The 24,753-nt window shown below is 49.9% G+C and carries 23 protein-coding genes and 1 tRNA gene; 20 read left to right on the top strand and 4 right to left on the bottom strand.

All coding sequences use genetic code 11. From position 1 onward, the window contains the following. Nucleotides 1-4: 4 nt before the first annotated feature. On the top strand, nt 5-1,231 hold the full coding sequence (locus ACTZWV_RS13965) for a multifunctional CCA addition/repair protein (protein ID WP_444787136.1): 1,227 nt from the start codon (nt 5-7) through the stop codon (nt 1,229-1,231). Here the strand turns inward: ACTZWV_RS13965 and ACTZWV_RS13970 are convergent. Genes ACTZWV_RS13970 through folB form a run of 3 tightly spaced genes read right to left on the bottom strand, consistent with a single transcriptional unit; the run spans nt 1,228 to nt 2,884 of the window. Then, entirely contained in the window at nt 1,228-2,040 is an 813-nt protein-coding gene (locus tag ACTZWV_RS13970) for an undecaprenyl-diphosphate phosphatase (RefSeq protein ID WP_444787137.1), read from the bottom strand. The two genes, ACTZWV_RS13965 and ACTZWV_RS13970, sit on opposite strands and share 4 nt — an antisense overlap. Then, the gene (gene folK / locus ACTZWV_RS13975) at nt 2,037-2,531 is read right to left on the bottom strand and encodes a 2-amino-4-hydroxy-6-hydroxymethyldihydropteridine diphosphokinase (RefSeq protein ID WP_444787138.1); all 495 of its coding nucleotides are present in this window, start codon (nt 2,529-2,531) and stop codon (nt 2,037-2,039) included. Before folK ends, ACTZWV_RS13970 begins: the two co-directional genes overlap by 4 nt. After that, the gene (gene folB, locus ACTZWV_RS13980) at nt 2,531-2,884 is read right to left on the bottom strand and encodes a dihydroneopterin aldolase (RefSeq protein WP_444787139.1); all 354 of its coding nucleotides are present in this window, start codon (nt 2,882-2,884) and stop codon (nt 2,531-2,533) included. The genes folK and folB overlap by 1 nt, the downstream gene beginning before the upstream one ends. Before the next feature lie 138 nt (nt 2,885-3,022). Between folB and plsY the strand changes: the two genes are divergently transcribed. Beyond that, nucleotides 3,023-3,628, top strand: a complete 606-nt coding sequence (plsY, locus tag ACTZWV_RS13985; RefSeq protein WP_305555975.1) for a glycerol-3-phosphate 1-O-acyltransferase PlsY — start codon at nt 3,023-3,025, stop codon at nt 3,626-3,628. On the opposite strand, the gene tsaD is transcribed toward plsY, so the two are convergent. Beyond that, on the bottom strand, nt 3,629-4,642 hold the full coding sequence (tsaD, locus tag ACTZWV_RS13990) for a tRNA (adenosine(37)-N6)-threonylcarbamoyltransferase complex transferase subunit TsaD (protein ID WP_444787140.1): 1,014 nt from the start codon (nt 4,640-4,642) through the stop codon (nt 3,629-3,631). Nucleotides 4,643-4,822: 180 nt separating this feature from the next. Here tsaD and rpsU point away from each other — a divergent pair, with 180 nt between their 5' ends. The 18 genes from rpsU (at nt 4,823) to ACTZWV_RS14080 (ending at nt 24,743) form a co-directional block, all read left to right on the top strand. After that, nucleotides 4,823-5,038, top strand: coding sequence for a 30S ribosomal protein S21 (gene rpsU, locus ACTZWV_RS13995; RefSeq protein ID WP_027671378.1), 216 nt, complete (start codon nt 4,823-4,825; stop codon nt 5,036-5,038). Nucleotides 5,039-5,212: 174 nt separating this feature from the next. Then, a complete protein-coding gene (dnaG, locus tag ACTZWV_RS14000; RefSeq protein ID WP_444787141.1) occupies nt 5,213-6,967 on the top strand; it encodes a DNA primase in 1,755 nt (584 codons plus the stop codon). An 84-nt stretch (nt 6,968-7,051) separates the two neighbouring features. Continuing rightward, nucleotides 7,052-8,893, top strand: coding sequence for an RNA polymerase sigma factor RpoD (gene rpoD, locus ACTZWV_RS14005; protein WP_444787142.1), 1,842 nt, complete (start codon nt 7,052-7,054; stop codon nt 8,891-8,893). Between the two features lie 161 nt (nt 8,894-9,054). Further along, a tRNA-Ile gene (locus ACTZWV_RS14010) sits at nt 9,055-9,131 on the top strand. Nucleotides 9,132-9,639: 508 nt separating this feature from the next. Beyond that, nucleotides 9,640-9,993, top strand: a complete 354-nt coding sequence (locus ACTZWV_RS14015) for a VOC family protein (protein ID WP_444787143.1) — start codon at nt 9,640-9,642, stop codon at nt 9,991-9,993. A 40-nt stretch (nt 9,994-10,033) separates the two neighbouring features. Next, entirely contained in the window at nt 10,034-11,197 is a 1,164-nt protein-coding gene (locus tag ACTZWV_RS14020; protein ID WP_444787144.1) for a DegT/DnrJ/EryC1/StrS family aminotransferase, read from the top strand. Then, entirely contained in the window at nt 11,194-11,466 is a 273-nt protein-coding gene (locus ACTZWV_RS14025; RefSeq protein WP_444787145.1) for an acyl carrier protein, read from the top strand. Before ACTZWV_RS14020 ends, ACTZWV_RS14025 begins: the two co-directional genes overlap by 4 nt. Then, on the top strand, nt 11,463-13,355 hold the full coding sequence (locus ACTZWV_RS14030; RefSeq protein ID WP_444787146.1) for a beta-ketoacyl-[acyl-carrier-protein] synthase family protein: 1,893 nt from the start codon (nt 11,463-11,465) through the stop codon (nt 13,353-13,355). Before ACTZWV_RS14025 ends, ACTZWV_RS14030 begins: the two co-directional genes overlap by 4 nt. Beyond that, the gene (locus ACTZWV_RS14035) at nt 13,352-14,116 is read left to right on the top strand and encodes an SDR family oxidoreductase (protein ID WP_444787147.1); all 765 of its coding nucleotides are present in this window, start codon (nt 13,352-13,354) and stop codon (nt 14,114-14,116) included. The genes ACTZWV_RS14030 and ACTZWV_RS14035 overlap by 4 nt, the downstream gene beginning before the upstream one ends. After that, the gene (locus tag ACTZWV_RS14040; RefSeq protein ID WP_444787148.1) at nt 14,113-15,417 is read left to right on the top strand and encodes a beta-ketoacyl synthase N-terminal-like domain-containing protein; all 1,305 of its coding nucleotides are present in this window, start codon (nt 14,113-14,115) and stop codon (nt 15,415-15,417) included. The genes ACTZWV_RS14035 and ACTZWV_RS14040 overlap by 4 nt, the downstream gene beginning before the upstream one ends. A gap of 9 nt (nt 15,418-15,426) precedes the next feature. Next, a complete protein-coding gene (locus tag ACTZWV_RS14045) occupies nt 15,427-17,118 on the top strand; it encodes an NAD(P)-binding protein (protein ID WP_444787149.1) in 1,692 nt (563 codons plus the stop codon). A gap of 17 nt (nt 17,119-17,135) precedes the next feature. Beyond that, the gene (locus ACTZWV_RS14050) at nt 17,136-18,329 is read left to right on the top strand and encodes a glycosyltransferase (protein WP_444787150.1); all 1,194 of its coding nucleotides are present in this window, start codon (nt 17,136-17,138) and stop codon (nt 18,327-18,329) included. Further along, on the top strand, nt 18,326-19,288 hold the full coding sequence (locus tag ACTZWV_RS14055; RefSeq protein ID WP_444787151.1) for a DUF1702 family protein: 963 nt from the start codon (nt 18,326-18,328) through the stop codon (nt 19,286-19,288). The genes ACTZWV_RS14050 and ACTZWV_RS14055 overlap by 4 nt, the downstream gene beginning before the upstream one ends. A gap of 62 nt (nt 19,289-19,350) precedes the next feature. Continuing rightward, nucleotides 19,351-19,929, top strand: coding sequence for a LuxR C-terminal-related transcriptional regulator (locus tag ACTZWV_RS14060; RefSeq protein ID WP_444787152.1), 579 nt, complete (start codon nt 19,351-19,353; stop codon nt 19,927-19,929). 28 nt (nt 19,930-19,957) lie between these two features. Further along, nucleotides 19,958-21,817 (top strand): FG-GAP repeat domain-containing protein, encoded by a 1,860-nt coding sequence (locus ACTZWV_RS14065; RefSeq protein ID WP_444787153.1) that lies wholly within the window; start codon nt 19,958-19,960, stop codon nt 21,815-21,817. Beyond that, nucleotides 21,790-22,809 carry a hypothetical protein gene (locus ACTZWV_RS14070; protein ID WP_444787154.1) on the top strand — a complete coding sequence of 340 codons (1,020 nt, stop codon included), beginning with the start codon at nt 21,790-21,792 and terminating at the stop codon, nt 22,807-22,809. Before ACTZWV_RS14065 ends, ACTZWV_RS14070 begins: the two co-directional genes overlap by 28 nt. 60 nt (nt 22,810-22,869) lie before the next feature. Beyond that, a complete protein-coding gene (locus tag ACTZWV_RS14075) occupies nt 22,870-23,844 on the top strand; it encodes an L-histidine N(alpha)-methyltransferase (protein ID WP_444787155.1) in 975 nt (324 codons plus the stop codon). Then, nucleotides 23,841-24,743: an NAD-dependent epimerase/dehydratase family protein gene (locus ACTZWV_RS14080; RefSeq protein WP_444787156.1), complete on the top strand. Its 903-nt coding sequence runs from the start codon at nt 23,841-23,843 to the stop codon at nt 24,741-24,743. The genes ACTZWV_RS14075 and ACTZWV_RS14080 overlap by 4 nt, the downstream gene beginning before the upstream one ends. Nucleotides 24,744-24,753: the final 10 nt, after the last annotated feature.

The raw sequence follows: 24,753 nt of genomic DNA on the forward strand, positions 1-24,753 counted from the left end.
GCCGGTGCAACGATATCTGGTAGGTGGAGCAGTACGCGACAGTCTTTTGGGCTACCCGTTTCACGAGCGGGACTGGGTGGTAGTGGGCGCCACCCCACGACAAATGCTCGATGCCGGTTATCAGCAGGTGGGTAAAGACTTTCCGGTATTTTTGCATCCACAAACCAAAGAAGAACATGCGCTGGCCCGGACCGAGCGTAAAAGCGGTAAAGGTTACACCGGCTTTAGCGTCTATGCCGCTCCGGACGTTACACTGGAGCAGGATTTACTGCGCCGCGATTTAACGATAAACGCTATTGCGCAGGCCGATGACGGCACTTTAGTTGACCCCTTTGCTGGTGCAGCCGATATCGAAAATAAGATTCTGCGCCATGTCTCCGACGCCTTTGCTGAAGACCCGCTGCGCGTGCTGCGGGTAGCACGATTTTATGCCCGCTATGCCCATTTAGGCTTTACTGTTGCAAGCGAAACCCAAGCGTTAATGCAGCGGTTAAGTGATGAGCTTAGCAGCCTGACACCGGAGCGGGTGTGGCAGGAAACCGCCAAAGCGCTGAGCGAACAAACGCCGCAGGCGTATTTTCAACTGCTGTATGATACCGGCGCCTTGCAGGTGCTGATGCCGGAGCTGGCCGTCTTATGGGGCGTACCGCAACCACCGCAGTGGCATCCGGAAATTGATAGCGGCGTGCACACCTTAATGGTGCTGCAGCAAGCCGCGGCTTTATCAGCACGGTTGGATATCCGCTTTGCCGCCCTGGTGCATGACTTAGGTAAAGGTGCCACCAAACCGGAGCTTTGGCCGGCGCATCATGGCCATGAACACAGTGGTCTGCCACTGATCAAGCAGCTGTGCGACAGATTACGGGTACCTAATGATTGCCGTGAGCTGGCGTTACTGGTGTGTGAGTATCATCAGCTTATTCATCGCGCCCGCGAGCTTAAAAGCAGCACGGTATTAAAACTGTTTAATGCGATAGATGTGTGGCGTAAACCAGAGCGCTTAGAAGCGATATTGCTGTGCTGTACAGCAGACTTGCGCGGCCGTACCGGCTTTGAACAGGCAGAATACCCGCAGGCAGCCTACCTGCAGGCGCTGGCAAGCGCGGCGCGCCAGGTAAACGCCAAAGATTTGGTAGCACAGGGTTTGAGCGGTGAGGCGATAAAGCAGGGCTTACAGCGCTGCCGCCTTGCGGCCATAAAGGCCGCGAAGCAGCAATGGCTTAATGCTTAGCCGGCAAACCAGCCAAGGAAAATAATCAGGCCGGCACCTAATGCCAAACGGTAAATAACAAAAGGTAACATGCCCATACGGCTGATAATTTTCAGGAAAAAATGAATACAAATTAAGGCACTGATAAAAGCCAGCACTGTACCCAGTAAAATACCGGCTACGTCATACTGCTGCGGTTCAGCCAATAATTTACTGCCCTGATAACCGCCGCTGAGCACAATAATAGGAATAGACAATAAAAATGAGAACCGCGCAGCACTGACTTTATCCAGCCCGATTAACATAGCTGCAGTCATGGTGATACCAGAGCGTGAGGTGCCGGGAATAATTGACAACGCCTGCGCCGCACCAATAAACAGCGCTTGCTTCCAGCTTAATTTGTCCATAGCCTGTTGCTGCTTCGCGGTAGCATCCGCCCACCACAATGCCAAACCAAACACTATAGTGGTGCAGGCAATAACCCAGGGCGAACGCAGCAGGGTTTCAACCAAATCTGCTTTTGCTGCCAACAAACCGGCCAAACCGGCCGGGATAGTGGCCAGTATTACCCACCACGCCAGTTTACTGTCAGTACTGTGCCGGCCGCTAAAGCTGTGTACCCAGCCCACGGTTAAGCGACCAATATCCTGCCGGAAGTACAACATTACCGCCAGCAAGGTGCCAACATGCACCGCCACGTCAAAGGCAATGCCCTGATCCTGCCAGCCAAATACAGCAGAAGGTAAAATAAGATGGGCTGAAGACGAAATAGGTAAAAACTCAGTAAGACCTTGAATAATAGCTAAAATGATAACTTCCACTGTACTCAATGCTTGTCACTCCAGTTAAATGGCACCGGCCATAGTTTTTGTTGTTTACGATAGTTTTGCCACAGGCTGGCATAGCTTTGTCCGCTGCCCGGATGCAACATAGCCGGCGCTAACTCGGCCAACGGCCACAGCACAAAAGCATTTTCGGTTATTTCCTGCCGCGGCAAAATAACGGGGGTGTTACATATTACGTCGTCATAGGTCAGCAGGTCTAAATCCAGCGTACGGCCACTGAACTTTTCGCCGCCACGTACTCTGCCGTATTGATCTTCTATCTGCTTTAACAGCGCTACGCACTGCGCAATGGTTAAATCGGTATCGGCACCGGCCACCATATTGTAAAACGCATCACCGCTAAAACCGACCGCCTCGCTCTCATACACAGACGACAGCTGCACGGCGGTAAAGTGCTGCTGCAATGCCTGTACTCCGGCCCGGACATAATAGTCGCGCTCTATATTGCTGCCAATGCTGATATAAATACGCGCCATTAGCTGCGGCTCCTGACAATATGCACACCCACTGTTTGCGCCTGCTTAACCGCGCCGGGTTTGCTTACCGTTACTTCCACCTTAGTGGTGGCAAACTCGCTCAGCAGCAGCTGTGCCACACGTTCAGCGACGGTTTCAATCAGCTCTATCGGCGCAGCAGTAATCAGCGCTGTGACTTTTTCGGCAATCACCGCATAGTCCAGCGTTAATTTAATATCGTCTGTTGCTGCCGCACTGCGTTGATCTGCCGTTAGCGCCAGGTCGAGAAATAAGCTTTGCGTTATCGCCTTTTCCCAATCGTATACGCCAATCACGGTATCAACTTGTAGCTGTTTTATAAAAACTATGTCCATTCAGTTACATCCGCATTGCGTTATTTCTCGTTTCAGGTAGGCTGGTCGGATAGGCAAAACCGCGAAAACCCTATATTCTGCTGGCGCTACGCCATAGGGCAATCTTAACGTAAAAACTGGTGCTGAGGAACCGCCTTAATGACCCCGCTGATTGGAATTATGATGCTGGCTGCCTATTTATTAGGCTCCGTTTCGTCGGCAGTGCTGGTCAGCAAGCTGTTTCGCTTACCCGATCCCCGCTTACACGGTTCTTGCAACCCGGGCGCCACTAATGTGCTGCGTCTGGGCGGTAAATTGCCGGCCATTTTGGTACTGCTGTTTGATATTTTAAAAGGCACCATTCCGGTATGGGGTTCTTACTTTCTTAAAATTGAGCCGCTGTTTCTCGGCTTAATTGCTATTTGTGCCTGTGTCGGCCATATTTTTCCGCTGTTTTTTGGCTTTAAAGGTGGCAAAGCGGTGGCTACGGCCTTTGGCGCCATGATGCCGATTGGGCTGGATTTGGCCGGTTTGCTGATTGCCAGCTGGCTGATTATCGTGGCACTAAGTGGCTATTCCTCGCTGGCAGCTATTTTAACCGTCAGCTTAGCGCCGCTGTTTACCTGGTTTATTAAACCGCTGTATACCATACCGGTGTTGATGCTGAGCATTCTGATTATTGTACGCCACCGCGAGAATATCGTCCGGCTATGGCAAGGTAAGGAAAGTAAAGTCTGGGATAAGTCCAAGCGGATCCGGGAGTAGTTAAACCGCCGGCAAATCCTGCATTGGCCAGCGCGGCGTTACCCCAATAGTTAAATCCTGCTGCTGCCCGGCTGCTAAGCGGTAATACCCCGCCAGCGCTATCATGGCACCATTGTCGGTGCAAAACTCTTTACGCGGGTAAAACACCTCACCACCGTGGCGCTTAAGTAACTGCGCTAATTGCTCACGTAGCGAAGTATTGGCGCTGACACCACCGGCTATCACCAGGCGTTTGTAACCGGTTTGCAGCAGCGCCCGCTCGCATTTAATCACCAAAGTATCTACCACAGCCTGCTGAAACGACGCGGCGATATCAGCCTGCACCTGCGCACTGTTACCTTCTTTGGCTATTACATTCGCCGCCGAGGTCTTTAGTCCGCTAAAGCTGAAATCCAGTCCCGGCCGATCGGTCATCGGCCGCGGAAACTTATATTTTTTGCTGTCGCCCTGCACCGCCAACTTAGCCAGCAACGGGCCGCCAGGGTAATCCAGCCCCATTAACTTGGCCGTTTTATCAAAGGCTTCGCCGGCTGCATCATCAATAGACTCGCCTAACAGCTCATAACGGCCAATACCTTCTACCGCCACCAACTGGGTGTGGCCACCGGATACCAACAGTGCCAGAAACGGAAACTGCGGCGGGTTAGCTTCCAGCATCGGCGCCAATAAATGGCCTTCCATATGGTGCACCGCCAGCGCCGGTTTGCCCCACGCCATGGCTAATGAACGGCCGATAGCCGCGCCTACCAGCAAAGCACCGGCCAGGCCCGGGCCTGCAGTATAGGCCACGCCATCAATATCGGCGGCAGCGCAGTTGGCTTCGCGCAGTGCTTGTTTTATCAGCGGAATGGTTTTACGGATATGGTCGCGCGAGGCCAGCTCCGGCACCACACCGCCGTAATCGGCGTGCAGCGGGATCTGGCTGTACAGTACATGGCTTAATAAACCCAGCTTGTCGTCATACACGGCAATACCGGTTTCATCGCAGGACGTTTCTATACCTAAAACTCGCATCTGTGTCTCAAATCCGCTAAAATGGCGGCCATTGTACCGGCTCAGTTCACTCAGAGCCAGAGGATCGGATTTAGATCGCAGAACTGCTTTACATCGCCCAGTCTTTTTGCGTAAAATGCCGCACCATTTTTAATCGTATTGGTTCACAGATAACCAATTTGGCCCTGAGGTGAGAATTTAATGCCTGTTGTTAAAGTAAAAGAAAACGAACCGTTTGACGTAGCATTACGTCGTTTCAAGCGCTCATGCGAAAAAGCTGGTGTATTAGCTGACGTACGCGCTAAAGAATTCTACGAGAAGCCAACCTGGATCCGTAAGCGTAAAAAAGCAGCAGCTGTTAAGCGTCATGCTAAGAAGCTGTCTCGCGAAAACGCACGTCGCATCAAGCTGTACTAAGCCTAACCGGCTTTTAGTACCCGCTTAGCGACACCGGTGCTGTCTGCTGCGCACATTATTGCCAGCAACGCTAATAGCAAAGACCAGCCCGATGTAACAGCGCAAAGTCGACATCTGCATACCGTGCCCGCAAGGCACGGTTTGTCTTTTTCTGAATAACGCCGAAGGAAAAAGGTGGCAGGACAAATCCCCAGACAGTTTATCGACGAGTTGTTGGCCCGCACCGACATCGTTGAACTGATAGACCAGCGCGTACCGCTGAAAAAAGCCGGTAGAAATTACGCTGCCTGTTGTCCGTTCCATAGCGAAAAATCGCCCTCTTTCACCGTTAGCCCCGACAAGCAGTTTTACCATTGCTTTGGCTGTGGCGCGCACGGTAATGCCATCAGCTTTATGATGGAGTTTGAACAACTCGAGTTTGTTGAAGCCATTGAAGAGCTGGCGCAGCAGCACCATCTTGAAGTGCCGCGCGAGCAAGGTGCCGGCCCCAAACGCCCTGTGGCCCAAGCCGATGACTACCACTTAATGCAGCAAGCCGCTGAGTTTTATCAGCAACAACTGCAAAGCCACCCCAATGCTGCCATGGTGCAGCAGTATGTGGCCAAGCGCGGCTTAAGCAGTAAAACCCTGGCCGATTTTGCCATAGGTTATGCCCCGGATGGCTGGGATAACCTGTTAAAACGCTTAAGCCCGAACAATAATAAAGCGCTGCGCGATCAGCTGTTTGAGCTGCGGTTGATAAACCGTAACGACAATGGCCGCGAGTATGATTTTTTTCGCGAACGCTTAATGTTTCCAATCCGCGACAAGCGTGGCCGCGTTATTGCCTTTGGTGGCCGCGTATTGGGTGATGGCACGCCAAAATATTTGAATTCACCGGAAAGCCGGCTGTTTCACAAAGGCCGCGAGCTGTATGGCTTATATGAAGTACGCCAGCAACCGGGCCATGTCGAACAAATACTGGTGGTAGAAGGCTATATGGATGTGGTCGCGCTGGCCGAGCACGATATCCGCTTTGCTGTCGCCTGTTTAGGCACTGCCACTACGTCGGATCATATGCATACGCTGTTTCGCTACACGCCTAAAGTAGTGTGCTGCTACGACGGAGACCGTGCCGGCCGTGATGCCGCCTGGCGTGCATTGCAAAGCGCCCTGCCGCAATTAAAAGATGGCGTAGAGTTAAATTTTGTGTTTTTGCCGGACGGCGAAGACCCGGATTCATTAGTACAAAAAGAAGGTAAAGACGCCTTTTTACAACGTATCGCCGGCGCTATGCCGCTAAACCAATACTTTTTTGAGCACTTGGTACAAGAATTTGACCCGACCACAGACGGCGGCAAATCGGCGTTATCGGTAAAAGCAACTGAACTGATTAAACAAATTCCCAGTGAATTTTACCGCGACAGTTTAAGCGATAAATTGGCCAACCTGCTGGGCAAGCCGCGTGAGCGCAGCAAAGCCGCAGTAAGCCGCGCCTCAAACCGGGTAAAACCGGCGGCGATGAAAATAACGCCGATGCGCCGTGCTATTGGTTTATTGCTGCAGTACCCCAATTTAGTGAACGTGATGCCGGACGCGCCCGAGCTTGGCGATGCCAATATTCCGGGCATTGGCTTGTTACTGGCGCTGCAGCAACGGCTGCAACAACAAGCGGATTTAACCACGGCACAATTGATCGAACAGTGGCGTGATTTACCCGAGCACAATATTTTAATGACGCTGGCGGCCTGGGATCACCAGATAGCACCGGAACAGTTATCACAGGAATTTGTCGATACCTTTCACTCTATTGAGGATCAGTATCTGCAACAACGGCTGGAAGCCCTGGAACGGAAAGACAAGCTGCAACAGCTGAGTAAAGCCGAATGGCATGAATACAAACTGTTGCTGCAGGCATTAAAAAGCAAAAAACCAAAGCTTGCGACCTAATGCGGCTGGCTAGAAAAGCCGCGCTTTGTTATAATCGCTAGTTCGCAATTTTACATTAATCAAATTGGTGGAAGATAAGTCTCTATGGAGCAAAATCCTCAGTCGCAGTTAAAACTCCTGATCATTAAAGGTAAAGAGCAAGGTTATCTTACCTTTGCTGAGGTGAACGATCACCTGCCGCAAGACATTATCGATTCAGATCAGATAGAAGACATTATCCGCATGATCAATGACATGGGCATTCAGGTGTTTGAAAGCGCCCCGGATGCCGACGATCTGATCATGACCGATGCCACCACAGATGAAGACGCAGTGGAAGAAGCTGCGCAAGCCTTAGTCAGCGTAGACAAAGAACTGGGCCGCACTACCGACCCGGTACGGATGTACATGCGGGAAATGGGCACCGTTGAGCTATTAACCCGCGAAGGCGAAATTGACATCGCCAAACGGATTGAAGACGGTATCAACACCGTGCAAAGCTCAGTAGCCGAATATCCGGAAGCCATTACTTATCTGCTGGAACAGTGGGACAAGTACGAAGCCGAAGAAATTCGCTTAAGCGACATTGTTACTGCTTTTATCGACCCGAACGAAATTGATGAGGCACCGGTTGCCGGTAGCCATATCGGTTCTGACGTGCCGGAAGATAAGATGGACGACGATGACAGCGACGACGATGACGACGATGACAGCGATGCTGACGACGGCGACACCGGCCCGGATCCGGAAATGGCCCGGCTGAAGTTCGGCGAACTGCGTACCCAGTACGACGTTACCCGTAACTCTATTGTGAAAAACGGCCGCGAACACGCCACCACCAAAGTAGAAATTGAAAAATTAAGCGAAGTGTTCCGCTGCTTCCGTCTGGTACCAAAACAGTTCGATCGCCTGGTTAAAAACATGCGCGAAATGATGGACCGTGTGCGGGTGCAGGAACGCATCGTCATGAAGCACTGCGTTGAATACGCCAAGATGCCGAAGAAAAACTTCGTTAAAGCCTTTACCGGTTTTGAAACCTCTACCGCTTGGGTAGACGCTGAAATTGCTGCCAATAAGCCTTACTCCGCCAAGCTGAAAGAAATGCAGGAAGAGTTGGTTCGCAGCATTGAAAAACTGAAAAAAGTAGAAGAAGAAACCGGCTTAAGTATCTTTAAAATTAAAGATATTAACCGTCGCATGTCGATTGGCGAAGCCAAAGCCCGCCGCGCCAAGAAAGAGATGGTAGAAGCTAACTTACGTCTGGTTATCTCTATCGCGAAGAAATACACCAACCGTGGTCTGCAGTTCCTTGATTTAATTCAGGAAGGCAACATCGGCTTGATGAAAGCAGTAGATAAGTTTGAATACCGTCGTGGTTACAAGTTTTCTACCTATGCTACCTGGTGGATCCGTCAGGCCATTACCCGCTCTATCGCGGACCAGGCCCGCACCATCCGTATTCCGGTGCATATGATTGAAACCATCAACAAGTTAAACCGTATTTCCCGCCAGATGTTGCAGGAAATGGGCCGCGAGCCGTCACCGGAGGAATTGTCTGAGCGCATGCAAATGCCGGAAGATAAAATCCGTAAGGTGCTGAAAATTGCCAAAGAGCCGATTTCAATGGAAACGCCGATTGGTGATGATGAAGACTCGCATCTGGGTGACTTTATTGAAGATGCCACCGGTGAATCACCGCTGGATTCAGCCACCATGGAAAGCCTGAAAAACGCGACTAACGAAGTGTTGGCAGGTTTAACTGCGCGCGAAGCCAAAGTGCTGCGCATGCGCTTTGGTATTGATATGAATACCGATCATACGCTGGAAGAAGTGGGCAAACAGTTTGACGTAACACGTGAGCGTATTCGCCAAATTGAAGCCAAAGCACTGCGTAAACTACGCCACCCGTCACGCTCTGAAGTATTAAAAAGCTTCCTGGACGAGTAAGCTAAGTAGACAAAAAGGCGCCTTACGGCGCCTTTTTACTTTATACCGCACAAAAAATAAGCAGTTAAACCCGGCCGGACAGATAAGCCAGATGACAAAGCCGGCAAAACTTCTTATACTGCACGCCGCTGCTTATACCGTCTGGTATTCAAAGCGGAAATGGCCCCATAGCTCAGTTGGTTAGAGCGCTCGACTCATAATCGATCGGTCGCTGGTTCGAGTCCAGCTGGGGCCACCATTTTTAAAGGCTTGTCGTTTTACCCTACTTCCTGAAAATAGCTCGGTACTCCCTCTGTGCTACCGACCCCCTGGCATAACTCACTCTAATTGTTTACCGGCTTGGTTAAATACGACATTCCTTCATTTGGCAATATATGTGTGACGTCGCCATCATATAGCGCGATATGCACTGGAAGAAAGGAAACTGATTCAGTTTGAAAGTAATGCCCCCCTTCTTTCGGAGGGGCCGCGTACTTAGAAGCACGACTATCCTATAAGGCTAAGTATCTTTTAAAAGCATACTATGGATTACAAGCCTCTGGCTTAAAAGCGGATATGCATGTCCTTTTCGAACCCTGCCTTTGCAGCGCTCACTTTTCACACATAATTTAACATTAAATATCTTTTTATTTTTAATTTTCCAGTTGCAATTAACTTTTTTTGCGTTTAGCATCCAGTGCAACAACAATGTTTACATATACTTAACCCACAGATACATCAAGTTAATTTAATTAGGAGAGTCAGGAATGTCGAATAACAACTTTACTAGTGTCGTTTCCGTACTTCACGTGATTGATTTCGATGGCGCCGTCGAATGGTACGCCAAATGGCTTGGGCGCAAGCCAGATGTTACACCTGATGAGGGAATCGCCGAATGGCAGCTGGCAGAAAACGCCTGGATTCAAGTTTCGGTTGCTCCTGATCCAAGCCTTGCAGGTAAATCATTTGTAGTTTGCGGCGTCCGCAATATCGAAACACAGAGAACAACTTGTAAAAATGCTGGTGTTGCTGCTAGCGAGACTGAGGACCTGGGATTCATCAAGCTTGCGCAAGTCAGCGATCCAGCCGGAAACACCGTGCTGTTCGTTCAAGAAATGTAGAGCTGTCTTGATTGGCGACGTGAATTCTTAGGGAGTAGAAATGTTTCAAAACACGGACGTTGGCGTTTGGAGCTATAGAAGAGAATACGAAAATGATCGAGAGGAAATACTTGCGTCGGTTGACAGAGTATTTAGCTCGGGTCAATTGATTTTGGGCAGAAGCGTAGCGGGGTTCGAGGATGAATTCGCTTCGTACCATGGCTCTCGTCATTGTATCGGCGTCGATAATGGCACGAACGCTTTAATTCTATCACTAAGAGCTGTCGGTATTTGTGCTGGGGATGAAGTAATCACAGTAGCTAATACTGCAGCTCCAACAGCTGTCGCTATCAATTCAATTGGAGCTCAACCCGTACTTGTCGATATAGAGGAAAATGGCAGCTTTCTCGTCGATGCTTCTAAGATTGAGGAAGCCATAACGGCAAAAACAACTTGCATCGTCGTTGTCCATCTTTATGGGCAGGCGGCAGATATGAGTTCAATTTGTGAAATAGCGCAAAAATACGGACTTACTGTCGTTGAGGACTGCGCACAGGCTCACGGAGCCACCCATAATGGGAAAATTGTCGGCACCTTCGGGAACGCTGCAGCTTTCTCGTTTTATCCGACGAAAATCCTTGGAGCTTATGGTGATGGCGGGGCTGTTATCACCAATGATGACGAGATCGCGGAACGCGTTCGTCAACTACGCTACTATGGTATGAAGGACCGATATTTTGTAGAAGATACACCAGGTTTCAACAGTCGACTGGATGAAGTTCACGCTGAAATACTACGTTATAAGTTAAAGAAGCTGCCGGGCTATCTAAGCGCAAGGCGAGCGATTGCTGCACGTTATGACGAATGGCTGGCAGACACTGAAATTGGGATTCCGACAATTTCACCTGGAAATGAACACGCATACTATCTCTACGTTGTTAGACATCCCGAACGAGATGTGATTCTTAACGAGCTTAAGCAGGTCGGTATTAACCTTAATGTTTCCTATCGCTGGCCAATTCATTTGATGTCGGGATTTGGATATCTCGGTATGAAAGTCGGGGATCTTCCAATCACCGAGAGATCGGCAAATGAGATATTTTCTCTGCCAATGTACCCGTCGCTTCAAATTGACGACCAACTTCGCGTTATTGGCGAACTAAGGCGCATCACGGAGAGTCTCCGAAAACCAGTTAAATCCAAAGTGAGAGGGCTTAGTCTATGACAAACAATACCAGCGGAAAACTGGAGAAAGACCTTTGCGAGCTTGCGGCGACGCTGGCTTGGGTCGATCCTGAAGACGTCACACCAAATACCTCGTTGTCGGACATTGGATTGGACTCGCTTGGGAGTATTGAGCTTGTCGCGCGAGTCGAGGGTCATTTTGGTTTCATGTTTCCTGAAAAAAACATTCCGAAGCTCGATACAGTTAATGAGATCATCAATTACGCAGAACGCGTCGTGAAAGAAATTTCAGAGGCTTCCAGCGCATGAGTAGCAGAACACCGGTAATTACAGGCGTTGGCGTCGTTTCCAGTGCAGGAATTGGTGCTGAGCGTTTCTGGACAGGAATACAATCGCCAGAAGATCGATTCCGGGAAATTTCGCTATTCTCGCCAACCGGAATCCCAAATCGGATTGCTAGCGAAATCGGCCCCTGGGTTCCCGGTTTTGAAACGCTAGATAAAGAACTATTGTCTGAATCCCGAATTTGTGCGTTCGCGGCGGCAGCTCAAAAAGAGGCAATGGCTCAGGCAAACTGTAATGCATCAGATGTGGATCAAGTTTTGGTTGGGACAACTGTCGGCGACATTGCATCTCTCGAAGTGGAGATTCGGGCCCGCAAATCTAACGGTATCGACATCCCGATGCAGCTTAAAGTTGATCAAAGTTTGCAACGAGCCATTTCACTTTCTCGAGACAACCTACCTGTTCAAATGTTTCTAACTGCATGTTCCGCCGGAAATCTTGCAGTAATTCGAGCTTGTCAACTTGTCGAATCCGGTTTAGCAGAACTAGTCGTTGCAGGTGGCGCTGAAGAACTTTCACAGATGGCATTCGTCGGCTTCGCCCGAATGCGTGGCATGGCTGCGCAAAAATGTCGACCCTTTTCCGAAGACCGCGATGGCATGCTTTTGGGCGAAGGTGCAGCTTTCGTTGTAATCGAGTCGGCAGAACATGCAGCAGCCCGGGGGATCAAACCGCTTGCTGAAATCCTTGGCTACGGCATGACCTGCGATGCTAAGCATCCAACTGCGCCTGATTCAGAAGGCGAAGGCATTGTGCGAGCCATGCGGTCCGCATTGGGAAGCTTATCTTCTACTCAAGTCGACTACGTTTGCGCCCATGGAACCGGGACACCACAGAATGATGCCGCTGAAGCAGAGGGCTACACAAACTTCTTTGGCTCAAAATGCCCCCCCTTAAGTTCGCTAAAAGGCACAATTGGACATTCGCTTGGGGCTGCCAGTGCAATTGAACTGGTCGCGTGTGTTTTGGGCATTCAAAATCAGAAGTTAATACCTCAACTGGGTGTAAAAGACCAGACAATGCTGAACTTGAATTTCGTGTCAGGTAGCGAAACCAACTGCAAAATAGATCTGGTTCTCAACAATGCATTTGCGTTTTTCGGAAACAACACAAGCATAGCGCTTGGCCGCCCTCAACAGCGAGGCGTTCCTCGGGTAATTAGGTCCAAATCTGAACAGCCGAAAATTTACTACGCTACAGCTAGTATCGCATTTGACTACCCGCTCAATCAGGGGAGCGATGAATGCTTGCCCGAGCTCGACCGGGACAGGTTGCAGTTTCTCGTCCGGCGTTTTCGGTCTAAACGTGCAGCAATTGTCGTAGCGGCTATAGAGCGTTGGCTTGAAAATGCCGAGAAAGCTGTACTTCCCGATCCTCAAAGACGTGGAATTGTTCTTGGAACCGAAACAGGAGCCGGTGCAGACATTGAACTGTTCTTAACCGAGTCACTAGAAAAAGGCGACGCGCTCGTTAATCCGGGATTGTTTCCATGGACGGTTCACAATGCAGCTGTAGGCGCTGCGGCTATAGCCGCCGATTGCCGTGGCCCCAACATCGTGGTCTCGTCTGGAACGTTCAGCTATAGCTCTGCGTTTCAACAGTCGCTTGCGTTACTTGAGGCAGGCTGCGCTGACTTAGTATTTTGCGGTGTGTATGAGTCTGATGGCGATTCTGATGGGACAGTCGCTTCGATTACAGCGTTGGCAACAAGACCAGAATTCCTTGGAAGAAATTATGCTGGCTCAGTCGAACAGCTGACTTTAGAGGCGGCAATTGGCAGCGCAGAAAGCGTTATAAACTGGGCCAATAAATTCAATAAAAGTGAGCTCCGAACTGAGGAGCGCATTTCATGAAAGACAGTTCAAAGGATACATACAAGAAGCAGCCCGTGAGCTTTGTGATCGGAGCCAGCGGTGCAATAGGTCAGGCTGTTTTTGCTGAGCTTTCAGCAAAAGGTCAACGGGTTGGTGGAACCTATCACTCACGGAAAGAAGAACTGCTCACTTTAATCGCAAACATTGATCCAGAGAAGAGTCTGCACTGTGCAGTTCAATGCGATACCAGCAATCGTCAAAGCGTTGCAGAGGCCTATTCTAACCTTGTTGCCCGGTTGGGGGAGCCCGACAACTTAATATATTGCGCGGGAATTCGTAGGGACAGGCCACAAATCTTCCAAACAACGGAGGATTGGGACGCGGTCCTGAACACAAACTTAAGAGGTGCTGCAGACTTTGTTCGCTTGGCCTTGAAGTCGATGACACAGGCAAAGAGTGGTTGCATAGTCTTTATTACCTCTGTTTCGGGGAGCAACGGTCTGGCGGGACAAAGCAATTATGGAGCCAGCAAAGCAGGTATGGAAGCTTTCGTTCGTTCTGTCTCTCGAGAAGTCGGTCAATTTGGCGTTTCTATAAATGCTGTAGCACCCGGATTGATTGAATCCGAAATGACAGCCGACTTGCCTCCCGCAGCAACCCGACATTTCCTCGCCAATATTCCTTTCCGGCGTTTTGGGCAGCCCCATGAAGTCGCAACGCTTGTCGCTTTCCTGACTTCTGAACAAGCAAGCTACATCACAGGTCAGACGTTTACAGTCGATGGGGGCCTGTCGGCATGAACAGACCCCAACCTCGTCCAGTCATAACCGGCATTGGCATCGTCTCCGCTGCAGGAATTGGAATCGAGGAAACTTGGCAGAGCATCCGCACCAAGCGACCGTTAGCAACCGCAGTTAAGGTTCCCGGTCCAGCTGGAGCTATGACACAGTTTCAAGCCTACATGGCACCTGAATACTCAATTAGCGGTATGTTCGAAACTGCACTTTCAAGAGTTCAGCTTGAAAAAGAGTGCCTTGACTACCCTCGCGACCTGAAGCACCTGATAGCAGCTGTAGGTCTTGCGCTTGATGATGCCAACGTTCGGTCTGCCGATGTTGACTTTGATGAAATCGGTGTTGTTGTCGCTGATGAACATCCTGGCGTCGAGCAGCTCTCCAGAGAGCTCTACCAAGGTTTTTCTGACGCAAAAAGCGCATCTCTTTCAGATAAAGTCTTTGAACTTAATTCATTCCTTGTGCCGTACAGGGTTGCCCGCGTATTTGGATTAGGCGGCGAGTGCTTTCATGTTAATTCAGCGTGCACTTCCGGTCTAAACGCGATGGACTGCGCGGCATCGCAAATCCGCAATAATAGAGCTCCTATCGCAATAGCGGCAGGCTGCGATGATCCGCTAAGCTCCGGAAAATTTGAGTGGTTTGCGAAGCGAGGTCTTTACGAGCTTAGCGGTAAACTGTCGGCTTGCTCTTCGGATGCCAGTGGGACTGTGTTCGGTGATGGAGGTACGGCACTTGTGTTCGAGGACCGCGATCATGCTATAGCCCGTGGAGCTCGAATTTATGCCGAATACCTCGGTGCCGGATTCACCCAAGACGGTTGGCGTGTGAGCGCCCCCCACCCTCAGAAGGCCAATCAGGCACGTGCCATTCGAAGAGCTCTCAGTGCTGCTTTCGTTGATCCAGAGCATGTCAACGTTGTTATCCCACATTTTACGGGCATACGATCGACTAATCAGTACGAGCGACGTTGTTTACAAGATGTTTGGGCAAAGAGCACAAAAGCGCCCTATTGCCTGCCCCTGAAACCACTGTTCGGCCACAATCTGGGAGGCTCTTCAATTCTGGAAGCCGCAATCCTGGCAAAGATAATCGACGCCCAGCAACTTCCGCACAACGTTCCGCAAGATACTTCCCAAACAGACCTGTTATTTGCAGAGATCTGCGATTGGCGCTCTACCGAAATTAACGTGGCGGTGAAAGCATCCGCAGCTTTCGCTGGGTTCTATGGAGCCATCGTACTTGGCCGTTGCAATGCCAAATCTTACCAGCGTGATATAGCTAACAAACAGGAATCAAAAGGGTGAATTTCGACGATGTCTAGTTCTGACTTTGATCTAATAGTAGTTGGTGGAGGCCTTTCAGGTCTGGCAGCTGCATTCTATTGGTGTTCGCGGATTGATGCCTCAGCGAAAATTTTAATAATTGAAGCGAGCTCCAGGATTGGCGGGTCATCTGTTGCTCATCATTTCAAGGTCAATGGACATTCCATGGCGGCACCTGGTGGTGCGCAAGAGCTGACCTTTCCGGAGTCATTTTCTTCCATTGTCAGATCAACAATGACCACGATCGGCATCGACATTGACGACCTGTTGAAGAGCATTGATTTTTCGCACTATCGTAGCCGCGGGGCAAAAAATCATGCGTTTTGCTTTTCTGCAGATCAATGGGGGCGAGATGGTATAGCTTTATGGAGTTCCGAAGGCATCGTGCTTTCGGATGCCCCGCTCTGCGATGAAGCCAAGAGCCAGATTTCAAAGATTTTCAAGGGCGAAGTCCCTTGGTTCGAAGGACTTGACGAAACTGCAAAGCTTCAGGCACTTCAATCCCGGTCATGTACAGAAGTTCTAACTGACTTCGGTAAATGTCACCCTGAAGTTGAACGTTTCTTTGCATATTGGACTTCACCAAGTTCTGGCTTGCCTTTTAGCCTGCACCCTGCGCTTGATGCAGCGCTTGTTGGATATCCGCCAATAGGAGCGCTGGCACCTGACTTGCCGGGACCATGGCCAGGTTTAACCCAAGCTGGTTCACAGTTTTTCAACAGTTCTTCACGGGCGACCTATCGATTTCCTGACGGTAACGCCACAATTGCACGAGCCTTTTTAGCGTGGCTCCGCCCCGACATTTTCAACGGTGACTCTGCAGCCACCCGATTAGGCGAAACCATTGACTTCGAAAAATTGCGCAATCCAGCGGCGTCACGTCGCTTCCATGTCAATGAAACTGTTAGGAACATCAAGTCGGCAGGCGAAGAGAAAGTTATCGTTGAAACAACAACGTCAGATGGTCGTTGTGCCAAATACTGTGGTTCTGCTGTAATTGTAGCGACTTGGGCGACCGAGTGTGAAGCAATTATTCCAGCTTTAAGCAAAGAGCAAAAGACGACCGCGTCGGCAATGGGCCGGCTGCCGATTTTAACTGCCACAGTGGCAGTGTCAAATTGGAGGCCATGGGTTCAACTTGGCGTCTCTAGCCTGAGTTGGCCCGGCCACCCGTCTTGGCAACGCGCTGAACTTGGATTTCCAGTCAAAATTGGTGCTTTTACTCCGCCTGACTCGCCTGACAAACCAAACACTATTACTGCAATCGGCGCAACAACTTACCTTAATGAAAGACCTTCAGTCGCCGCAGCCATGGGGCGCGAATTTCTAAATCAGCCGAATCAAGCAGAAAAACTGCGCGATGAACTGATACGGTTACTGGAATGCGCACTTGGTCCTTATGGATTTGATGCGCAAAAAGACATTCACGCCTGTCAGGTTGAGCTATGGCCCAATGGCTACCCATGCTACACAACCTCGCTTGATTATAGAGACGAATCGGTCGCTTCTTTCGAAGAAAAAAAAGGACTTGCGCGCGGCGTCGGGCGCATAGCCATCGCTGGTGCGGACGTTACTGACCGGCCATTTCTCGACGGCGCCCTAGAGGCGGCTTTCGACGCTGTTACCATGCTACAAAATCGAATTACCTGCTCAGATTCACTTCGAAGCAACGTTGAACAATAAATATTAAGGTAAAAGTAATGAGAATTTTAGTAACTTGTCCACCCGCCCACGATCACCTGCTGGGATTACTTCCGATTGCGGAAGCAGCGATGCGTGAAGGCCACGACGTGGCAATCGCAGTGTTGGAACATTTTAAGGAAGTTGTGACTAGCGCAGGCTTGAAGCATTTCGATGCCGGCGAGGACTGGATACCCAAAGCGATTGATGACAGCGTGGATGAGATTCTCCCCGAAAAGATGGAGGAGTTTACACAAGACTTCATGGCCCAAATGCTATGCGGGCCGGCCGCCACCTCGATGGCAAAAGATGTCAAAGCAATTATCGATGGTTGGAAACCCGACATCGTTTTGCGTGACTCTGGCGAGATGGGAGGAATGTTAGCAGCCGAGATGGCCGATCTACCGCACATTTCTTTAGGCGTTTTAGATTTCAATGGCATGTTTCTGGGGGACCGCATTGTCGCAGCATTAAATGAACGACGAGCAGAACTCGGTTTGCCAGTTGATGCGGATGGTTCAAGACAATATGCATTTGGACACATCAATATGATGTGCCCAACATTTGCGCCTGAAGAACTAACGCTGCCGAACACTTTCTCTGTTCGAGTTGACGGTGTCGGCAGGGGAGATACTCTCCCTGATTGGATTGCCAACATTTCAGACGCCGAAAAACCATTGATTTATGCAAGTTTCGGTACTGCTGCTGCAACAATTCCTGGTTTTGGGACTGCGCTGCGAAACGTCGTCGACGGTCTCGGTTTGATTGACGCTAATGCAATTGTTTCGGTTGGCAAGAGTCTAAACTGGAACGGTGAACAGGTTATTGATGAACATGAGATTCCCAAAAACGTCCACGTGGTCGATTGGGCGCCGCAACCGCTCTTGATGCGAAACATCGACCTTTTGGTAACGCATGGTGGCCCATCAACAACACGACAAGCCATCGTCTGCGGCGTGCCGATCGTTGCAGTTCCCCTGCTCTTTGATGGCTTTGAGATTGCAAATAGACTTTGCGAAAAAGGGTCGGCAGTTCAACTTGACTGGACAACACTGAGTTCTTCTGAAGTTGCTGACGCCGTGAAACTTGTTTTGGAGAATCCAAAATTCCGGCGACAAGCACGTAAGCTTCAAAGGGAGGCGTTGGCTGTCCCCCCAATCGACGATGATGCGGTCCGGTTCATTGAAAACGTCGCAACAAAGGCAAACCGATGACGGACGCTTCAGTATTAGGCGAAAATTCACTGCCGGCCAAGCTTCCTGGTATTCTAAAATGGATCGTGGAGCGGCGCGTTTCTGCCTTTCGTTGTACCAATTCGAATAGGAGCTTAGTTACAAAGATAGCTTCGACGTTCTTTTCTGGCTTCAGCGAAACCATTACAACCGGCGATTCAGGCGCTTCGATTAGGCACGTTGAAGGCAACTGCGAGGAATTCTTCAAGCCTTTCTACGTTGAAGGAGCCTCGTTGGCACTCACTGCTTCTCGTGTATTGCCTGTTTTTAAGGCTTCTGAAGGGCCGGCTGAATTACTTTACCATCTACCCGGATTCAAGCATGTTATATACGCCGGATGGGGTTGGTGGTACGCGTTTATGCCACGTTACACACAAAGTTTTCAAAACTCAATTAGTGCAGCTAGTGTCTTCAGTGCGATTACAATTGATGGTGCGGCCTTTGCGCGTGCCTTCCTTTTCGCCCGCCCTCCATACTTTGATTTAAAGATCCCGTCTGTTTCAAACGCAAAGAAAAGGCTGTGGGTTCAGGGATACGGCAGAGCTTTATGGTTCCTCACAACTGCGAACGTTTCAATTATTGAACGCCAGAGGCAAAGAGTGGGAAAAGAGTTATCCGCAGACCTCGATTCTGGTCTTGGTTTAGCCTCAGGCTTCGCAGGGATGGTTTCGCCGACTTCCACATTCCCATCCACGATCTGTGCTAACAAATCAGCTTATATGCAGGGCTATGCATTTGGATTAACTGCCAGGGCCATGTCAACTCCGGCTATTTTTTCCAGCTGGCTTTCGTCGATGACTCCCTGCAAAAAACAGTTCGCCCAGGGACTCATTTCGAGATGTTTAGTTGAACCGCGCTCAATCAATGACTGCCCAACAAATGTTTATACAGACTGGCAGGATGAACTTCGGGCCGACTTCCAACAATACGAGATCTCATGATGAGTTTTGAACGGTACATTTGCGCTGTCCGAGACGTGATACCAGCCTATCGCCGCGGACTTATGGATGCCCTCAAAATCGCCGGCTACGAGGTAGCCGAGCCCGAGGATGTCCTGAGTTGGCTCGCACAATTTCGGGCAGCCCAAGGCGTTAGTGATTGCCGTTTCGCGATTCTGCACTCTATTAGAGAAGAGGAAGATTTTGTGACCCTGGGTCGTATTCAGAAATTCGACCCGAGGGTTCAAACGATCGCTCTTCTACTCGAAAACACCAGTGATCGTTACGCCCGCGTTTTGAACGCGGGAGCATCCGGAGCGGTCTGCTACGGCGCTAATCCCGCGGAGATTATCAAAACCCTCGCAGCCACTTTTGAGGGGGCTGTGCGACTGCCACATTCAATCGTCGGTGAATTCTTGAGTCAACTTACAGACAGTCGGCCAGTCGTTCTAGACAACCGATCTGTCAGAACTCTCAACAAATTAGCTGCGGGGCTCAGTATCGCGGAAATCTCCCGTGAAGAACACGCCTCAGAACGCACCATGCACCGTCGGATGAAAGCTCTTTATCGCAGTCTCGGAGCAGAGAACCGTTACGAGGCAATCGTCGCCGCCGTAAAGCACGGATTTATTAAACAGATGTGAAATAACAGTTACTTGGAGGAGATTTTTTTTGAAAACTATTAAGTTTCTTGTGCTTGCATTGGCGTTGGCATTTGGATTTTTCGCAACCACTTATCCGGTTGCGAAAACTTCAAAGTCACTTCCATTAACGTTGCGTCCGCTGCCTCCGGCCACTACTCCTTTGCAAAAAGAGCGATTAGTAAACCCTTCTGTCAAACACATTGCGTCTTGGATCAGTGCCGCCGGGGCTAGTGCTGCATTAGGTGATCTGGATGGTGATGGCCTTATGAATAACTTGTGCCTTGTGGATCCTCGTTCTGATACGGTTTCGATTGGCACTGTATCTTCCGATCCAAGTAAACCTGCGCATAGTGTCCATGGTTTTCTGCGCCCGCCCGGCGCTGCAGACGCAATAGCGCCAATGGGGTGTCGAATCGTCGATCTAAATAGCGACGGCTGGTCCGATGTGTTGGTTTATTACTGGGGACGTGCGCCAGCCCTCTTCGTAAACAGAGGTAATTGGAGTTTCTCCGCATCGGATATCCTTGATACTCAAAAACAAGCATACGATTGGTATACAAACACTGTGCACATCGCCGATTTTAACGGCGATGGATTATTGGATATCTTCGTCGGCAATTACTTCCCAGACGGTTCAGAACTGCTCGATACTAAATCGCGCCGAAGGGTCTCGATGCATTCTTCTTTCTCGCGGGCTTTTAATGGCGGCATGAATCGAATCCTGCTCCAAAAGCCGGGAGAGCCTGGAAATTTCGAGATGGCTCTCGACATTTTTGCACCCGACTATGGGCAAGGTTGGACTCTTGCTTCAGCATCGGCGGATCTTACCGGCGACCTCTTGCCGGAACTTTTTGTCGCCAATGATTTTGGTCCAGATCAGATTTTTCTCAACAGGTCAGGCAATGGAAAGTTGCAGCTGGAGCCACGCAAAGCACGGAGCAAAAAATTCGGCGAACCACTTTCCCATGGTCTGGGCAGAGATTCCTTCAAGGGCATGGGCGTATCAATTGACGATCTCAACAACGACGGGTTCTTGGACATTGTAGTAAGTAATATTACGCAACGTTGGGGGCTCTTTGAAACTCAAATGCTTTTTCTGAATTCTGGGTCCGAAGACGACCCGCTTGAATTCTACAACGCCAGTGAAGAGCTCGCAACCGCGCGTACTGCCTTTAGCTGGGATAACAAGATCGCAGATTTAGATAATGACGGAATTCCGGAAATTCTCCAGGCCACAGGGTTTGTTCGAGGAAAAATTGACCGTTGGCCTGAAATTCAAGAAATAGCTCTTGCAAATGACGCGCTGGTTCCCAACGCGGAAAACTGGCCTAACTTAGTCGGCGGCGACATAAGTGGTGAAGCACCGCGAGTGGTTTTAAGTCGGGCAGACACGAAAAGTCCATTTCAAAATGTCGCCGAAGCCTCTGGTCTCGATGACGCTGGAATTAGTCGAGGGATTGCTCTGGCCGATATTGATGGAGACGGCGATCTTGATTGGGTCGAAGCAAACCATTTTGCCGATTCTCGGCTGGTGGTTAACGAATGCGCGCCATGCGGAGCGTATGTAGGGCTTCGATTACTTCGAGTTCGTGAGCAAGATCTCCCAATTAAACTCGACGGGCTGAAACCCGCTCATTCCGTCGGCGGGTCGACTGCAATTGGTGCAACTGTCTCTTTAGAGTCACCGTCTGGGGACCGAAAAATTGCGTTTGTCAATGGCGGCAACGGTCACAGCGGGCAACAAAGTACCGACATCCATTTGGGTCTCGCTGAAAAAACAACATCCCCCCTAATTGTGACAATTACATGGCGGGATTTTGAAGGAAACGTCCGTTCAACTACTATCGAGGTAAATCAAAAATGGCAAACGATACTACTGCCGTCGTAATCCCAAATAAAGGCGCATGGACACGGTTGGTTGAAAGACTTCGTCCGGCCACTCCTGCCGCTCTTCGTGTAGCAGCGCTGCGTCGATTCGCAACCGGGATAACATTGCTCACAATTGCCGGTCATGCTTTCCTCGGTTTTGAGCAAAGCATCGCGCAGCCGCTTGTCGCCGTGCTTACTTGCTACATAATTGAGCTCTTTATGGAGACCGTGGCATCACGCCATGAACAACGTCGCCCCTTGTATGCTTCTGTTGCCGGCTCTTCGGTTCGGGTCAAAGCGATTACCCTTTTCGACTTTCTGCTTCCTGCCCATATTTCGGGACTAGCACTGGGTATGCTCCTGTACGCAAGCAATCGCTTGGATCTTTTTATCGTCGCTGCGGTTGTCGCAATGAGTAGCAAGTACTGCTTTAGAGTTTGGACTGGACAGCGCAGCAGCCATTTTTTCAATCCTTCCAACTTTGGAATCGTGGTTATGATTTTGCTTTTTCCTGAAACAATCAGCATTGCGGCGCCATATCAATTTACAGCAGAACTTGGAGCCAGAGCCGACATAATGCTTCCTATCTTTGTTGCGGCTATCGGTTTGTTTCTGAACATAGTTTTTACCGCACGCATCCCCCTCATTGCTGCTTGGCTCGGTGGCTTTGTACTTCAAGCGGCGTTGCGCTCAAGCTTGGATCCAAACGTTGACTTCGATGCCGCGCTAGCACCGTTAACCGGTATGGCACTCATTCTGTTCACCCTCTATATGGTAACTGACCCGGGCACTACACCACGTTCGACTCGTGGCCAAATTGTATTTGGGCTTTCAGTAGCCTTTGTTTATGGCTTGCTCATGGAGTTTCACGTGGTTTTCGGTGTTTTTGTCGCGTTGATGATTGTATGTACCGGCCGCGGAATTCTCTTGGCAATAACTAACAGGCGTGTCGCTGAAGCGCTCTCTGCGCCTGATGTGCAAAGTAACGCAGTTCAAAGTTGGCTTCGTTGATACGAATGTTAATCAGTGGAAACGGAAACTAAATCTATGCAAGGAAGACCGTAACGGCCTATGAAAAATGGAAATCTAGCAATTGTTGATAGTCTCATAGATGAAGAGTACCTGCGACTTATTGAAGCTGCATGGGTAAAAGTAAGCGGCTATGCGCGAGACATAGTTTCAGAATTTGGAGTCAATGAATCCGCAACCACCTCCAGCGCGCAAGCTTTGGAATGGCTGCAATTGGCTTCGGCACGTGAAGTAACACTCAAATCCTCTGCATTACCAAGCGGATCGGCGATGTCTTTTATGAAACTGGCACGAGATGCCTACCCAAGTTTCCTTGCGGGTGAATCGAACGGAACTAATTTACTTTTTTCTGGCGATGGGCTTCAAATCTGGCAGGATTACTACAGTTCGTCAAATCCATTCTATGCTCCTCTAAATCAAGCGGCGGCGACCGCTCTGGCGGGAAGAGTAAAAGAAGGTGTTCCAATGCGGGTACTCGAAATCGGTGCCGGTACCGGTGGTGCGACCACAACCGCATTGAATGTTCTCGAACAGGTTGCAACCGCACCCGTTAGCTATCTTGCTACCGACATAAGTACTCGTCTTCTCCGTTCAACTGCGGACACACTGAATCAACGCGCTACCGAGCTGATAGAAGTCAATTTCGAACCTTATGATTTTAATGCTGCGCCAACGAGGAAACAAGTTTCAACAGGAGGCTTCGATGTTGTGTTTGCAGTCAATGCACTTCACAATGCTCATTTTCTCCCGGCTTCACTTCGAATTTTGTCTTCGCTTCTCAATGAAGGAGGTGTCATTGTAATTAGCGAGTCGATTTGTTGCTTGGGTGAACAAGTCCATCAAGAGTTTTTTCTGAACCTACTTCCCCTTCCTGAACATAGACGAGGTTGCTCCAGCCGTTTCCTCTCTTCGGAAGATTGGCAGCTAGCAATCTGCGATGCAGATCTCAAATCTGACATTGCAATCAACAGCGTCGGGTCCGAGCTTGTTCTTTTGGCAACGGTCTCAAAGAAATGATTGTGAAGAAAGCACCGAGTCTCGTCTTAACTGGCTCCAACGGCTACCTTGGCAAACAAGTTTTGGCGGCGCTTAAGGCGACCAATGTAAAAATTGAATCAATTTCTTTTAGTAAATTCTTAAGAGGCGCAGCCGAGCCAACTGCTTTGCGCATGCTGCAACAAGCTGACGTGGTTTGTCACCTCGCGGGCGTCCATCCTCACCAGACAATAACTCAGTCTGATAATTTATATTGGGAAGCAAACGTTGTTGGAACGAAAAAGCTGCTCGCTGCAGCCCAGAATGCCAGTCGAATTGTATTTGCCTCCAGCGCAATGGCTTCAGAGGAAAAGATACTGCCGATGGCTAATCAGGGTCTCTTGGCTTACGCGAGTTCCAAGAGAGCAGCTGAGGCCTTGGTCGCAGATTACGCGGGTTACAAAGCAAGTAGTTTATCTCTGCGTTTTCAAGCCTTAGCAGGTGCACATCGCGAACCGTGTTTCGGACTAATCGGCAATGCGCTTCGCGCAGCCCGCGAAGGCACGCCGCTCAAGATTTTTCGGCAAGCGCCACCTCGAGAGTATCTCCATGTCGCCGATGCAGCTTCAGCAATCGTTGCTGCCTGCTTAGCTCCCATAGAGGGACATTCTGTAATAGATATTGGCACTGGGTTACCACAACACGTGTCAACAGTTGTAGAAACAGTTGAGCGAATAACGGGAGTTGAAATCAAAAAGCGAAGTGTTAGTTGCCGCATAGAACCTGCTCCGCGAACCAGTGACCTCTTGGCCGCAAGAAAGTTGTTGAATTGGGGAGCCTCTAGAAGCAGTCTGCCGCAAATAATCATTGACCAGTTGGAGGGTCAACATCACCGCGCAACGATGTGCATTCCGACGGTCACAGGAAATAATTTCTTTTAATACTATGAAC

Origin of the sequence: Rheinheimera sp. NSM (genome assembly GCF_052380015.1) — a bacterium.
Lineage (GTDB): Bacteria > Pseudomonadota > Gammaproteobacteria > Enterobacterales > Alteromonadaceae > Alishewanella.

What these genes read in the sequence shown, in the direction of transcription:
- folK (WP_444787138.1), bottom strand. Translation starts at nt 2,531, where the DNA reads ATGGCGCGTATTTATATCAGCATTGGCAGCAATATAGAGCGCGACTAT.
- folB (WP_444787139.1), bottom strand. Translation starts at nt 2,884, where the DNA reads ATGGACATAGTTTTTATAAAACAGCTACAAGTTGATACCGTGATTGGC.
- plsY (WP_305555975.1), top strand. Translation starts at nt 3,023, where the DNA reads ATGACCCCGCTGATTGGAATTATGATGCTGGCTGCCTATTTATTAGGC.
- tsaD (WP_444787140.1), bottom strand. Translation starts at nt 4,642, where the DNA reads ATGCGAGTTTTAGGTATAGAAACGTCCTGCGATGAAACCGGTATTGCC.
- rpsU (WP_027671378.1), top strand. Translation starts at nt 4,823, where the DNA reads ATGCCTGTTGTTAAAGTAAAAGAAAACGAACCGTTTGACGTAGCATTA.
- rpoD (WP_444787142.1), top strand. Translation starts at nt 7,052, where the DNA reads ATGGAGCAAAATCCTCAGTCGCAGTTAAAACTCCTGATCATTAAAGGT.
- ACTZWV_RS14015 (WP_444787143.1), top strand. Translation starts at nt 9,640, where the DNA reads ATGTCGAATAACAACTTTACTAGTGTCGTTTCCGTACTTCACGTGATT.
- ACTZWV_RS14020 (WP_444787144.1), top strand. Translation starts at nt 10,034, where the DNA reads ATGTTTCAAAACACGGACGTTGGCGTTTGGAGCTATAGAAGAGAATAC.
- ACTZWV_RS14025 (WP_444787145.1), top strand. Translation starts at nt 11,194, where the DNA reads ATGACAAACAATACCAGCGGAAAACTGGAGAAAGACCTTTGCGAGCTT.
- ACTZWV_RS14030 (WP_444787146.1), top strand. Translation starts at nt 11,463, where the DNA reads ATGAGTAGCAGAACACCGGTAATTACAGGCGTTGGCGTCGTTTCCAGT.
- ACTZWV_RS14035 (WP_444787147.1), top strand. Translation starts at nt 13,352, where the DNA reads ATGAAAGACAGTTCAAAGGATACATACAAGAAGCAGCCCGTGAGCTTT.
- ACTZWV_RS14040 (WP_444787148.1), top strand. Translation starts at nt 14,113, where the DNA reads ATGAACAGACCCCAACCTCGTCCAGTCATAACCGGCATTGGCATCGTC.
- ACTZWV_RS14045 (WP_444787149.1), top strand. Translation starts at nt 15,427, where the DNA reads ATGTCTAGTTCTGACTTTGATCTAATAGTAGTTGGTGGAGGCCTTTCA.
- ACTZWV_RS14050 (WP_444787150.1), top strand. Translation starts at nt 17,136, where the DNA reads ATGAGAATTTTAGTAACTTGTCCACCCGCCCACGATCACCTGCTGGGA.
- ACTZWV_RS14055 (WP_444787151.1), top strand. Translation starts at nt 18,326, where the DNA reads ATGACGGACGCTTCAGTATTAGGCGAAAATTCACTGCCGGCCAAGCTT.
- ACTZWV_RS14060 (WP_444787152.1), top strand. Translation starts at nt 19,351, where the DNA reads ATGGATGCCCTCAAAATCGCCGGCTACGAGGTAGCCGAGCCCGAGGAT.
- ACTZWV_RS14070 (WP_444787154.1), top strand. Translation starts at nt 21,790, where the DNA reads ATGGCAAACGATACTACTGCCGTCGTAATCCCAAATAAAGGCGCATGG.
- ACTZWV_RS14075 (WP_444787155.1), top strand. Translation starts at nt 22,870, where the DNA reads ATGAAAAATGGAAATCTAGCAATTGTTGATAGTCTCATAGATGAAGAG.
- ACTZWV_RS14080 (WP_444787156.1), top strand. Translation starts at nt 23,841, where the DNA reads ATGATTGTGAAGAAAGCACCGAGTCTCGTCTTAACTGGCTCCAACGGC.